Here is a 12309-nt window from a genome sequence, read left to right as displayed (position 1 = left end):
GTCCGCTCAGGCGGTGTACGGGACGAACGCCCGAACCGCCGACCGTGAGGGAGCGAGGAGCGCGAACAACGCGTCGGGGCGGTCCAGGGGGATGATGTGGCCGCAGTCCTGGAGATGGTGTCCGTCCAGGTCATCGGCGATGGGGCGGAGTTGGCGTTCTAGCCCGGTGCCGACGGGGTGAGAGCCGACGGCCATGGTGGGCATGGTCAGCCGAGCCGTCGCGACGGCGTCCTCGAAGGCCGCACGGATATCGTCGGGTACTCCTCGCCCGAGCGTCCCCGAGTCGAGGAACCAGTCGACGTACGGGGCCTCGTTGCCGGCCAGGACGGTCTCGGCGAGGTCGGGGACGGCGTGGAAGCCGAACCACCACGGGGCACCGCCCGCGACGGCGTCCTCCGCTCCGGGCAGGCGGCCGAGCAGTGCCTCCATCGGGACCGCCGCCCCCGCCCCAAAGACGGGGTCCCCCGCTCGGTCCGCGTCTGCGTGGTCCACGGGTTCGCGGGGCTGGCCGTGAGCGGCCTCGGCCTGCTGGTGCTGATCGGACTGGCCGCACCCGACGGCGGCCTGCACCGGGCCGGCTTCGTCGCGGCCCTGCTCGGCGTACTGTTCGCCGTGGTCCGGGGCTTCCGGTTCGGCGGCCCGGCCGCACCGGATGCGGCAGTCCGAGGAAGCGGTTGGGGCGTCGACGAGCCGGTAGCGCGGGGCGGTCAGCGGGCTGCGGGGATGCGTTCCGTTTCGGGGGCGGGCGGCTGCGCCGGGATCGCGGGGAGCGCCGCCCGGCGCGGGGTGCCCCTGCGGATGTCCTCCACGCCGCGGCGCAGGCCGGTGCGCAGCAGTCGGCCCAGGGGGCGTTCGACCAGGCGGTGGATGAGCCAGGCGAGCAGGGTCATGACCCCGGTCACGCCCAGCACGAGCGGTACGGGTGCGAGGGCGTGACGGAAGTGGTGGATGAGCGTCAGCCCGGCCATCATGTGGATCAGGTAGAGCGGGTAGGTCACCGCTCCGACGTGCGGCAGCCACCGCCACTGGACGCGGTCGAAGGCGCCGAGGGCGATGCCGGCCATGACGAGGAACCCACACGTGATGATCGTGTGCGCCGGCCAGGCGGGCAGCTCGAAGGCGGCGGTGCGCCCCAGGTTGCTGATCGTGCGGCTCTGGACGTAGCTCTGCGCGAGGAGGAACTGGAGCCCGGCGATGGTCCACAGGACGGGGTTGGGCCGGAACCGGCGCATCAGGTAGAAGGCTATGCCGGCGATGAAGTACGGCGAGAACGACGGTATCGCGAAGAAGGACAGCAGGCCGTTGTCGGCCGTCGGCGCCACGATGCCGGCGAGGGTCCAGACGCCGCAGAAGACGACGCAGTTGCGGTAGGTCACGCCGCGCAGGATGACGAGCGCGAACAGCACGTAGAACTTCAGCTCGACGAAGAGGGTCCAGTACGCGTCGTCGATGTTCGGCACCTTCATGCCGCCCTGGAGCATCGACAGGTTGACCACGACGTCGCTGAACGCCTTGACGCCGCGCACCTCCGGCCAGGCGAACAGCACCGTGGCCGTGAAGGCCACGGCCACCCAGTAGGCGGGGCAGAGGCGGGAGATGCGGGAGACGGCGAACTCTCCGACCGTGCGGCCCCAGGCGCTCATGCAGATCACGAACCCGCTGACGGTGAAGAACAGCTCGACGCCGAGCCAGCCGTACGCGGCGCACTTGCTCGCCACGGGGAAGACGGTGGCGGCCGGCTGCCCCCAGGCGCTCTCCAGGGCGAGGTAGTGGTAGCAGAGGACGGAGAGTGCGGCGACGATCCGGACGCCGTCCAGGGCTGCCAGGCGAACGCCGCTGCCCGTCTCGGCGCTGCGAGGGGGGCAGTGGCTCCGCGCGGACGGTTCGGGGGATCGGGATCGGGGTCTCCACGCACTCATAGCGTGGCACTGTACAGCTCACGCACCGCAATGCCCTGGCCACAGCCCTGGCGGCTCGAGGAGGAAGAGGGGGCCGGGGTCCAACGCCGTACCGGGTTCCCCGGTGACGGTGCCGGCCTCCCGCTGCGCTCCGTCGGCCATGGGATCAGCCGTGCAGGGAGAGTGCGTTCTTGGCGTGCGCGACGGATTCCTCCGAGGCCGGTTCCCCGGGGTTCTCGGTGGCCAGGGCCTGGTTGAGGGTCACGAACGGGCGCATCCGACGCTCGTAGCGGGCATAGGCGACGTGGTGGTCGCCGGCTGCCCGGGCCAGGCAGTCGGCCAGCACGTGGGCGCCGACGAGGGCCAGACTGGTGCCCTGCCCCGAGAGCGGGGACGGGCAGTAGCCGGCGTCTGCGAGCAGCGTCACCCGTCCCCGCGACCAGTGGTCCATGCGGATCTGGGCCATGGCGTCGCAGGAGAAGTCGGGGGCCTTCCGGGCGGCCTCGGCCAGGCGGGCCCCTTCCCACCGCAGCGACGCGAGCTTGTCCACGACGAGCTGCCGGAGGGCGTCGCGGTCGCGGAGGCCGTCCGGGAGAGGGGCGGATCCGAAGCCGAAGGCGATCCGCAGTTCGGTGTTGTCGCGTACGGGCATGATGCCGAAGCCCGCGTCACCGTCCCGCAGCCACAGCTGCCAGTCCTCCAGGGCGAGGAAGTTGTCCGCGCTGAACACCGAGAGGTAGCTGCCCAGGTGGTGGGCGAAACGCTCCTCGGGACCGAAGGCCAGGCGTCGTACGGTGGAGTGGAGGCCGTCGGCCCCCACCACGAGGTCGAAGGTGCGGGACGGCCCGTGCGCGAAGTCGACGCGCACACCGGTCCCGCCCTCGTCGAGTGCGGTGATGCTGTCGCCGAAGAGGTGCTCGACGCCTGCGCGCGTGTGCTCGTACACCATCTCCACCAGGTCCTCGCGCAGGACTTCGATGTCCTCGCCGTCGAGCCGGCCGCTGCTGAAGGTCGCCTCGGTGGAACGCTCGACCTCGTGGCCGTCGGGGTCCAGGATCGACATGCCGCGCATCCGGGTCCGCATGCGCTGTGCCTCCTCCAGCAGGCCCATCTGCTGGACGACTTCGAGCGCGACACCGCGGATGTCCACGGCCTGCCCGCCGGGTCGTCGGCCCGGGGCGCGTTCGACGACCGTGGGCGCGAAGCCGTGGTGGCGCAGCCAGTAGGCGAGGACGGATCCCGCGATTCCGCCGCCGGACACGAGCACGGTCTTCATGAGAGGCTCCTCCAGTGCTCTGTACGGTGTACGCGTCCTGAACGTACGCCGCACCCGCAGCCCCATCAAATGACCCGAGCCAACGCCGTACTAGAGCAGAAGCCCTTCCGGACGACGGCGCCGCTAGTACCCTCTGCACTAGTACAGGACCGGGGGACGGCGGGACGTGACGAAGACCACGCACACAGCTGGCGATCCGCCCTACCTGCGGATCGTCGCCGCGATCCGTCGGCGCATCGCGGACGGTGAACTAACCCCCGGGGAGCGGGTTCCCTCGACCCGGCAGATCGCGCGGGAGTGGGGCGTCGCGCTCGCCACCGCCACCAAGGCCCTGACGACCCTGCGCCTGGAGGGGCTCGTGGAGTCCCGGCCCCGAGTCGGCACGGTCGTGGCCGGCGCCGGCGCCGGCCGGCAGGCTTCCGTTCCCCGTCCCGGTCCCGAGCAGGAGCTGAGCCGCGACCGGATCGTCCGTACCGCCATCGGGATCGCCGATGCCGAAGGGCTCTCGGCGCTCTCCATGCGCGGCGTCGCGGCCCGGCTCGGCGTCCCGGTGATGTCGACCTACCGGTACGTGGCGAGCAAGGACGACCTCGTCCTGCACATGGCCGACGCCGCGTTCGGCGAGGGGTCCTACCCCGCGGACGCGCCCGAGGACTGGCGCGCCCGCATCGAGCTGGGTGCCCGGACCCTGTGGAGCCTGTACCGAAAGCACCCTTGGCTGGCCCAGGTCGGCTCCCTCACGCGCCCGTTGCTCGTTCCCAATCTGATGGTCCACGGCGAATGGGGCCTGGGCGCCCTCGACGGCCGTGGCCTCGCCCCGACCGCCTTGTTCGACATCCACGTCCTGCTCTACAGCCATGTCCAGGGCCTTGCTGCGCACCTGGAGAGGGAGGCGCACGCCGAAGCCGCCACGGGCCAGTCGGAGGAGCAGTGGATGGACAGCCGCGCCCCGGTCCTCCGGGAGTTGACGGAATCCGGCCGCTTCCCAAACTTCAGCAGGGTGGTCGGCGCCTTCGAGGACGGCTACGACCTGAACCTCGACGCGCTCTTCGCCTTCGGCCTGAAGGCGCTCCTCGACGGCCTGACCCCCATCGTCGAAGCGCAGCCGACCGCCCGCTAGACGCCGGACGGCCCCAGCGGCTCGGTGAGCACGCGTCAACGGCGGCGGCTCCCCCGTGGTCGGATGCCCGAGCGGCCGGGCCTCCTGTCGGTGGTGCGCCGTAGGGTCGTGAAGATGGAACGAGACGCAACTGAGAGCGCCGAGGAGCTGTTGCGGGGCGCGCACGCCCGGCTGCTGCCGGTCGACTCCCTCACGCCGGAGCTGGTCGGCCGCATGCGCTACGCGCGGGTGGTGGCGGAGGGACTGGTGTTCGCGTACGCCCTCGACGGGCCGGACGGCGTGCGGATCCTGACCGACGCCGATGTCGAGCGCGCCGGGCTGGAGGCCCTCGGAGGGGCGGCCTACGAGAACCTGATGGACGTGCCGGTCACCCACGAGGAGGTGCCGCTGGAGGGGCGGGCGACGCTGCACTCCCTCTACGGCGACTCCCCGTTCGTCGCGAGCCGGGCCCTGTTCCTGGCCGAGACGGTCCGGCGGCTGACCGGTGAGACGCTGCCGGAGGCCGGCGCGCTGGTCGTCGTACCGACCCGGCACCTGCTGGCGTACCACCCGATCGTCGACGGCACCGTCATCGACGCCCTCAACGACCTGGCCGCGTACGCCCTCCGGGCCCACCAGGAGGGGCCGGGCGCCCTCTCCCCCCGGGTCTACTGGTGGCACCAGGGCGGCCTGACCTCCCTCACGGTCATCGACGAGAGCACCCGCACCTTCTCCCTGCGGCCGGAGCCGCAGCTGCTCGGCCTGATGAAGGGCCTGGTCCGTCTGGACCGTGCCGGGCGGACGACCACCGGTCCTGCGGCGCGGACCCCTTCCGACGCGGCCGGACTCGAACGGGCCGCGGCCGGGGCGCTCGAGGAGGTCGTACGGGACCCGTCGGGGCTGGGCGACGCCTTCGCCGCGGCCCTCGCCCTGGCCCACGCGCGCTGCGCGGACGACCCGAAGGCGTCGCACGTCACCACCTGGGACGCATGGGCCACCGCCGTACAGCTCGGCTGCGCGCTGTTCACCGGCGTCGCGGAGCCGATGGAGTGCCACCTGGGCGAGGACCTGGTGACCCGGCTGCCCGCCCTCCCGGCCTCTCCCCCGGCGGACGCGCGGGCCTGGCTCGACGCGTTCTACCTGGCGGTGGTGTGCCGCCAGGAGGAGCGGATCGACCGGCTGTGCGGGGTGCCGATGGAGCGGCTGCGGGAGGACGACTCCGTCGACGAGTACGTGCTGCACTGGATCGACACCCTGCAGACGTACTTCGCGCGGCGGAACATGGACGAGGTCGTGGACAAGCTGGTCGCCACGATCCGGACGTCGGTGCCGGAGCGGATCGCCCGTGCCCCGAAGGACTTCGTGAACGGGATCGACTACCAGCCGGTCGCGCTCTTCCACCGCCTGGTCACGGGCGACCGGGACGCCTTCGCGCAGGCGCTGGCCGAGGCGGTCACGGAGCACGCGGGCTTCTGGGGCCCGTCACAGGCCCCGCGCGCCCGCGTGGCGCTGGGCCCCCTGGCGATCGCGGCACTGGCCCACGAGAACGGGTTCCCGGTCGCGACGGACCATCCGCACCTGCCGGTGTACCTCCTCGACGGGAAGCGGATCGAGCACATCCCCTGAGCCGGTACGGCGGCGGCGCGGCCGGGCCCCTGACGCGGGCGGGCGGGCGGCGGCCGCGCCGGCCCGCCTCGGCGTTCGAAAACGCGGGTGCGACCGTTCGGCGTGGTCTGGGATCATTCGCGGATGCCCCATCCCCTTGAATCCCTGGTCATCCGGCACACCCACCGCCTCCCCGCCCCCTCCGGTCCCGCCGGCCAGGGCGGTGCCGCGGCGCGGCAGTTCGACGCCGCGCTGATGTCCGTGGGCTTCAAGCTCTCGGCGGAGCTGCTGGAGCGCCTGTCGGGCCTGGCCGAGGAGGCCGTCCTGGAGACCTCGGCGCGCACGCTGGACACGGTGCGTGCGATGGTCGGCGACCACGTCGCGCACAACGTGTACTTCGTCGACTTCCCGGCCAACGTGCCGGACACGCTCGACTTCTGGATGCAGTGCATCCGCGAGGCGCTCGACGACGACGCCTCCCGGGCGGGCACCCTGGACCAGCTCCGGTCCGGTGTGCTCGACCTGCTGACCCTCCCGACGTACGGCGCCTACCAGCACACGTACGAGGAGATGCTCGCCGCACACGACGAGCTGATCGCCGCCGGCGGCGACCGCATGACCGTCCTGCACGCCGGCGGCAGCCCCGACGACGAGGTCACCGCCCTGTACCTGGCGCTGGCGGGCAGTGCCACGCCGCTGGGCGAGGAAGGCCTGCGCGACCTCGCCCTGCTCGCCGGGCACTGCGCCGACGGCCCGCAGCCCGAGGAGATCCCGGTCCGGGAGAACCGCGCCGCCGTCAACCGCGCCCGCCTCGACCGAGGCGCGGACCTGCTGGTGGACACCGTCACCGACGTCCTGCGCCTGGCCTGCGCCCTGTCGGACGGCGACGTGACCCTCGCCGAGCCGACCCTGTTCCGTTCGCTGTCCCGGCCGGTCCGCCGCGCCCTCCTCGCCGGCCTGGACGCGGTCGTCGCCGCGTCCCCCGCCAAGCTCGCCGACGTCGCCGCGCACCGCGAGGCGTTCAAGCGCCTCGGCGAACGGCTCCATCCGCACGAGTACCCGCGCTGGCCGCACGCCGCCGACGTGTTCGCCGTCGCCCGCGGCGAGCGGGAGGCCCGGACCCTCGACAGCCGCGTCGAGGAACTGCTCGCCGCCGACGACGTCACGGGCGCGGCGCGGCTGCTGGCGGTCGCCGCCCCGGGCCGGCTGTTGCGCTCCCTGGACCGGCTGTTGCGCGCCTGCCCCGGGCAGGAGGAGCGCGACGCGGTCGCGGCCGCCGCCGACGCGGCCGCCCCGCAGGTCTCCGGCCGGGTCCTGCTGTCCGTACGCGAGCACTTCCACAACCGGACGCGGGAGGCGGCGCGGCGCCGCGTCTTCGTCAACCGCGGGGGCCGCGCCTGGGTCGGCGCGGACACCCGCCCGACCGTGCCGGAACCGGACGTCAAGCGGCTGGTCGCGGCCCTGGACGCGGAGACGCGGCGCCGACTCCCGGAGGCGGGGCACCTGCTGGTCGACCCCGCGGTCCTCGACGTCGCGCTGCCGCTCAGCGGCAAGGCGACGGCCGCCGGGCTCGGCGTGCTCCCCCGCGGGTCCCTCTCCCCCGTCGACGGGAAGCTGCTGCGGTTCTTCGTCCACTGGCGGCAGGCGCAGCGCAGCACCGACTTCGACCTGTCGGCGCTCATGCTGGACGAGTCGTACGAAACCGTCACCTGGCTGTCGTACACGGCCCTTCAGGACCTGGAGGGCGAACACTCCGGCGACATCACCAACGCCCCCGCACCCGACGGCGCGTCGGAGTTCATCAACCTGCGCCTGGACGCCGTACGCGGCGACTTCATCGTCCCGCAGGTCAACATCTACTCCGGGGAGGGCTTCGAGGAGGTCGCGGAGTCGTTCTTCGGCTTCATGCTGCGCGACGCCGAGCAGCAGGGCCGCCCCTTCGAGCCGCGTACGGTGCGCATGAAGTCGGAGCTGCGGGGGACGGGCAGGGTCGCTCTGCCGCTGGTGTTCCTGCGCGGGGACGACGGCGGGTGGCGGGCGAAGTGGCTGCACCTGTACCTGAAGGGCAACCCGGACGCCAACCGGGTCGAGGGGAACCGGGTGTCGGTCGCCGCGCTGGTGCGCGGCATCGTCGAACGCGACCAGCTGACGGTCCGGCACCTCGTCGACCTGATGGCCGACCGCGCCACGACCACCACGTGGTGGGACGGCACGCAGGCCGGGGTCCCGGACGGCCCGGTCACGTACATCGGCCTGGAACGCCCCGAAGGGCTGCACCCGGACTCGCTGGTCATCACGCCGGAAAACCTGCGCGCACTGATCCCGGCCTGACTGGTAGCGTTGGCTCCGGCGAGGCCATGGGCGGACTTCCTTCTCAACACTCCACGACTAGTCCCCCCGCTTTCCTCGCCGTCGACTAAGAAGCCGGGATGCCGTTCGGGCATCCCGGCTTCGTCGCGTCCCGCCCCTGGGCGGGCGCCGGAGGGCGCTCGGGGGCCAGGCGAACCAGTACGCCAAAGGACGTACTGCGCATATCGCCCTCCATGTCGATTCGCGGTCCCACGCCGGTCCCTACGGTTTTCGGTATGGCAACACCGAACGGTCGAACCGGAACACGGGCCACGCCGACCTGGCGGGCAGCGGCGACCACGACCCTGGTCGCCGTGGTTCTCCCGCTGGCCGTGTTCTACGTTCTGCGGTCACAGGGGTACAGCCAGTGGCTGGCACTGACACTCAGCGGGGCGGTCCCCGCGGTGCGCATGATCTTCGAGGTCGCCAGGCGGCGCCACGTGAACGGCTTCGAGGCGTTCGTGATCGGCATGCTGGTCGTGCGCGTCGTGACGTCGCTGCTCACCGGCAGTGCGCGGGTCGTGCTCGTCAAGGACGCCGGACTCGGGGCGGCTGCCGGGCTGTGGATCCTGGGCTCGCTCCTCGGGGCGAAGCCCTTCGCCTTCCAGGCCGGCCAGTCCTGGCAGGCGCCGACCAGCGCGGCCGCCCGGGAAGCGGCCTGGCACGCCTCGCCGGCGCTGCGCAGCGGACTGAACCGGCTGACGGTGCTGTGGGGCTGCGCCCAACTGCTGGACGGTGCCGCCGGAATGCTCCTCGCCCTGCTGCTGCCGGTGGAGGCGGTTCCGGTAGTCAACCGGGCCAAGGGGCTGACGCTGCAGGGCGCCGTCCTCCTCGCCACCCTCGCCTACAGCCGCCGGTACGGGCGGCGGCACGCCCTGTCCCTCTTCGGTTCGACCCCCCTGACCACCACAAGGACCGGAAGGAAAGGAGGCCGATCACCATGACCGTCCACCCCACCACGACCGAGGGGGCCCTCACCCCCGCCTCCGCCCCCGCATCCGCCCCCGCGGGCCTGCGCGAGACGCTCGCCGAGCTGCAGCGTCTGGCCACGCTCCCGCTGGAACGCGGCCAGACGCTGCCACCCCGCGCCTACACCTCCCCCGAGTTCTACGCACGGGAGGTCGAGCGGATCTTCCGGCGGGAGTGGCTCTGCGTGGCACGGGCCGAGGACGTTCCACGGCCGGGCAGCTACCTGCGGTTGGACGTCCTCGGCACACCATTGGTGATCACCCGGGACGAGGAGGGCGAACTCCACGCCCTGTCCCGGGTGTGCCGCCACCGCTTCATGGACCTCCTGCCGCCGGAGACCACACCCGAGCGCGGCTGCCTGAAACGGCTGACGTGCCCGTACCACACCTGGACCTACCGGCTGAACGGCCGCTACGCGGGGCAGCTCGCCGGTGCCCCGTTGATGCAGCGCGTCGACTTCGACCGCTCCGTCTGCCGGCTCCCGGGGCACCGCGTCGAGGTCTGGAACGGCTTCGTCATGCTCAACCTCGACCCCGACGCGGCACCGGCAGCCCCCGCACTGCACGGGCTGGACCGGCAGCTGAGCGGTCGCGGCATCGCGGACTGGGTGGGCGTCCACACCCGGACCTGGGAATGCGTACCCGCCAACTGGAAAGTGGCGGTGGAGAACGGTTCGGAGAACTACCACCACATGGGCACGCACGCGGCGACCCTGGATCCCGTACTGCCGGGCCGGGACACCGAAGTCGACGCATGCGACGGCCGCTGGTTCACGATGTTCACGCCGCTGTCCGACCCCGCGCAGGGCGGCGCCGACCGCGGGAGGCACGCTTCCCCGTCCGATCGGGAGGGGCGGCCGGGCATGCTCGTCGCCGGTGTCTTCCCGCAGTTCGTCCTGGCGGTCCTGCCCGACAGCGCGGTCAGCATCCACTGGCTGCCCACCGGCCCCACCACCCACGACACCCGGATCACGGCCCTGGTCCCGCCCGGGACGCGCGACACGCCCGGCTTCTCGGAACAACTGGACGGCATACGTGCCCGGATCGCGCGGATCCAGGAAGAGGACCTCGTGGCCGTCCGCGGCGTCCAGCGCGGCCTGGCCTCCCACCCGGCTCCGTCCAACGGCCGGTTCTCCCATCTGGAACGCCCGTTGTGGCAGTTCCAGCGCTACCTCGCCGAGCGACTGCTGTGACGGGCGTCCGGCAAGGCCGATGGCAGTCCTCGGTACCGCGGAGAGCGGTGTCGGGGCTGCCGTCAGGCCTGCACCGCGGGGCGCACGACGATCTCGCTGACGTCGACACCGTCGGGCTGCCCGATCGCGTATGCGATGGCGGAGGCGACAGCGGAGGGCGGCATGGCGATCTCGTCGCGCTGCCGGGCCAAGGCCGCCGCCGCCTCGGGGCTCGCCCCCTTGCCCACGCCCTCCGTGTGCGTGAAGCCCGGCGAGACCAGGGTGACGCGCAGGTCGGGTCCGGACTCCTGCCGCAGCCCTTCGGTCAGCACCTTCACCGCCGTCTTGGTGGCCGCGTAGACGGCCTGGGGGGACTTCACGACGTACGCCGCGGTGGACGCGACGTTGACGAACTGTCCGGAGCGCTGCCGCCGGAAGAGGGGCAGCGCCGCGCCGATGCCGTTGAGCAGGCCCGTGATGTGGGTGGCGACCATGGCGTCCCAGTCGTCCTGGCGCAACTCGTCGAACGGCGAGACCGCCATGGTCCCGGCGTTGGACACCAGGACGTCGAGCCGGCCGAAGCGGTCGACCGCCGCGTCGGTGAGGCGCCGCAGGTCCTCGCGGCGCGTGACGTCGACGACGAGCCCGACGGCCGAGCCGCCTCGCGCCGTGATGCGGTCCACGACCGCGTTCAGGCGGTCCTCCCGTCGGGCTCCGAGCACCAGGTGGGCCCCTCGTTCGGCGAGATGGACCGCCGTGGCCTCTCCGATGCCGCTGCTGGCACCCGTGACCGCGATGACCTTGCCCTCGATGCCTGACATGACCGGGTCCTCTCGTGCGGGCACTGACCTACAGTGGAAGTGGGGGAGCCCCCAGTTCACGGAAGGCTAAGTGGGCGCGCCTCCACTTAGCAAGGTCGAGAGCCCGGGACGAGAGGGGACGGCGAGCACTCATGACCGAGGGAGCACAACGGCCGTTGCGGGCCGACGCGCGGCGGAACCGGGAGAAGGTCCTCCAGGCTGCGGTGCGCGTCTTCGCGACGGAGGGGCTCGACGCCCACCTCGAACGCATCGCCAGGGAGGCGGGGGTCGGCAGTGCCACGCTGTACCGCAACTTCCCCACCCGCGAGGCGCTGGTCGAGGCCGTCTACCGCAACGAGGTGGCCCAGCTGTGCGAGGCGGCCCCCTCCCTGGTGGCGACGGAGCCGCCCCTGGAGGCCCTGCGCACCTGGACCCGCCTCTTCCTGGACTACGTGACCACCAAGTACGGCATGATCGACGCCCTGCGCGCCATCGCCGCGACGGGGAACGACCCGTACGGCCACAGCCGGGAAATGATCCGGGGCGCCCTGAGCACCCTCATGGACGCGTGCGCGGCCGCCGGCGCCATCCGCACCGACATCAGCCCCACCGACCTGGGCGCCGCGCTCGAAGGCATCGCGCTGACCTCGGCGAGACCCGAACAGCGACAGCAGGCGGAACGCCTGCTCGACCTCACCCTGGACGGCCTGAAGACCCGCTCGTGACCCCCGGATCCCCTGAAGGGGCGTACCGACCCGCTACGGACCGCGAGGTATTCGTGATCGTCACTACAGCGCCCACCGGGTACACCGGCGACGAGGTGGGGGGTGGCTTCACGCGCCCGGCCGCGCGGGCGTTCGCCGCCCCCCGGCGTCCGCCGTGCCGCCGCCGTCCCGACACTCGGCCGCGCCACCCCGCAGGCGGCCCGGGCCGGGCTTGCCGCCGGCGCGAAGCCGGAGGAGGCGGGGACGGGGTGGGATCGGCACGGGGGACGGCAGTGGGCTGCACCGAGCCGCAGCCGCCGGTGGCGAAGACTGCGGCAAGGCCGGTCGACGACCGCACGAGCCTGCGGAGAGCGCGCACCCTGCCACCCGTACCCGCGCCCCGGGCGCATGGCGCCCGACACGGCGGTGCTGCACCCG

9 protein-coding genes and 1 pseudogene are annotated in these 12309 nt (G+C 72.6%); 6 read left to right on the top strand and 4 right to left on the bottom strand.

From position 1 onward, the window contains the following. Positions 1-6: 6 nt before the first annotated feature. The 3 genes and pseudogenes from ACSHWO_RS37070 to ACSHWO_RS37060 all read right to left on the bottom strand — a co-directional run. Positions 7-435 (bottom strand): annotated as a pseudogene (locus ACSHWO_RS37070) (alpha/beta hydrolase); the annotation flags it as partial. A 272-nt stretch (positions 436-707) separates the two neighbouring features. Beyond that, positions 708-1919, bottom strand: a complete 1212-nt coding sequence (locus tag ACSHWO_RS37065; protein WP_438319668.1) for an acyltransferase family protein — start codon at positions 1917-1919, stop codon at positions 708-710. 145 nt (positions 1920-2064) lie between these two features. Then, complete coding sequence (locus ACSHWO_RS37060; RefSeq protein ID WP_438319667.1) at positions 2065-3174, bottom strand: FAD-dependent monooxygenase; 1110 nt, start codon at positions 3172-3174, stop codon at positions 2065-2067. Between the two features lie 166 nt (positions 3175-3340). Here ACSHWO_RS37060 and ACSHWO_RS37055 point away from each other — a divergent pair, with 166 nt between their 5' ends. The 5 genes from ACSHWO_RS37055 (at position 3341) to ACSHWO_RS37035 (ending at position 10388) form a co-directional block, all read left to right on the top strand. After that, complete coding sequence (locus ACSHWO_RS37055; RefSeq protein ID WP_438319666.1) at positions 3341-4294, top strand: TetR/AcrR family transcriptional regulator C-terminal domain-containing protein; 954 nt, start codon at positions 3341-3343, stop codon at positions 4292-4294. A gap of 114 nt (positions 4295-4408) precedes the next feature. Continuing rightward, positions 4409-5899 carry an immunity 49 family protein gene (locus ACSHWO_RS37050; protein WP_438319665.1) on the top strand — a complete coding sequence of 497 codons (1491 nt, stop codon included), beginning with the start codon at positions 4409-4411 and terminating at the stop codon, positions 5897-5899. 123 nt (positions 5900-6022) lie between these two features. After that, positions 6023-8209, top strand: coding sequence for a hypothetical protein (locus tag ACSHWO_RS37045; RefSeq protein ID WP_438319664.1), 2187 nt, complete (start codon positions 6023-6025; stop codon positions 8207-8209). Between the two features lie 254 nt (positions 8210-8463). Beyond that, complete coding sequence (locus tag ACSHWO_RS37040; protein WP_438319663.1) at positions 8464-9171, top strand: VC0807 family protein; 708 nt, start codon at positions 8464-8466, stop codon at positions 9169-9171. Next, positions 9168-10388 (top strand): aromatic ring-hydroxylating oxygenase subunit alpha, encoded by a 1221-nt coding sequence (locus tag ACSHWO_RS37035; RefSeq protein ID WP_438319662.1) that lies wholly within the window; start codon positions 9168-9170, stop codon positions 10386-10388. Before ACSHWO_RS37040 ends, ACSHWO_RS37035 begins: the two co-directional genes overlap by 4 nt. Positions 10389-10450: 62 nt before the next feature. On the opposite strand, the gene ACSHWO_RS37030 is transcribed toward ACSHWO_RS37035, so the two are convergent. After that, positions 10451-11188, bottom strand: a complete 738-nt coding sequence (locus ACSHWO_RS37030) for an SDR family oxidoreductase (RefSeq protein WP_438319661.1) — start codon at positions 11186-11188, stop codon at positions 10451-10453. 131 nt (positions 11189-11319) lie between these two features. Here ACSHWO_RS37030 and ACSHWO_RS37025 point away from each other — a divergent pair, with 131 nt between their 5' ends. Further along, complete coding sequence (locus ACSHWO_RS37025; RefSeq protein WP_438319660.1) at positions 11320-11892, top strand: TetR/AcrR family transcriptional regulator; 573 nt, start codon at positions 11320-11322, stop codon at positions 11890-11892. Positions 11893-12309 lie beyond the last annotated feature (417 nt).

The sequence above is a fragment of the Streptomyces pallidus (ex Mingjun et al. 2026) genome (assembly GCF_051550185.1).
Taxonomy (GTDB): Bacteria; Actinomycetota; Actinomycetes; order Streptomycetales; family Streptomycetaceae; genus Streptomyces.
Note: the sequence above shows the minus strand (reverse complement) of the source record. Positions and strands in the feature narration are given on the sequence as shown.

Excerpts from the sequence above, each read along its gene's own strand:
- ACSHWO_RS37060 (WP_438319667.1), bottom strand. The coding sequence starts at position 3,174 with ATGAAGACCGTGCTCGTGTCCGGCGGCGGAATCGCGGGATCCGTCCTC.
- ACSHWO_RS37030 (WP_438319661.1), bottom strand. The coding sequence starts at position 11,188 with ATGTCAGGCATCGAGGGCAAGGTCATCGCGGTCACGGGTGCCAGCAGC.
- ACSHWO_RS37035 (WP_438319662.1), top strand. The coding sequence starts at position 9,168 with ATGACCGTCCACCCCACCACGACCGAGGGGGCCCTCACCCCCGCCTCC.
- ACSHWO_RS37025 (WP_438319660.1), top strand. The coding sequence starts at position 11,320 with ATGACCGAGGGAGCACAACGGCCGTTGCGGGCCGACGCGCGGCGGAAC.
- ACSHWO_RS37050 (WP_438319665.1), top strand. The coding sequence starts at position 4,409 with ATGGAACGAGACGCAACTGAGAGCGCCGAGGAGCTGTTGCGGGGCGCG.
- ACSHWO_RS37040 (WP_438319663.1), top strand. The coding sequence starts at position 8,464 with ATGGCAACACCGAACGGTCGAACCGGAACACGGGCCACGCCGACCTGG.
- ACSHWO_RS37045 (WP_438319664.1), top strand. The coding sequence starts at position 6,023 with ATGCCCCATCCCCTTGAATCCCTGGTCATCCGGCACACCCACCGCCTC.
- ACSHWO_RS37065 (WP_438319668.1), bottom strand. The coding sequence starts at position 1,919 with ATGAGTGCGTGGAGACCCCGATCCCGATCCCCCGAACCGTCCGCGCGG.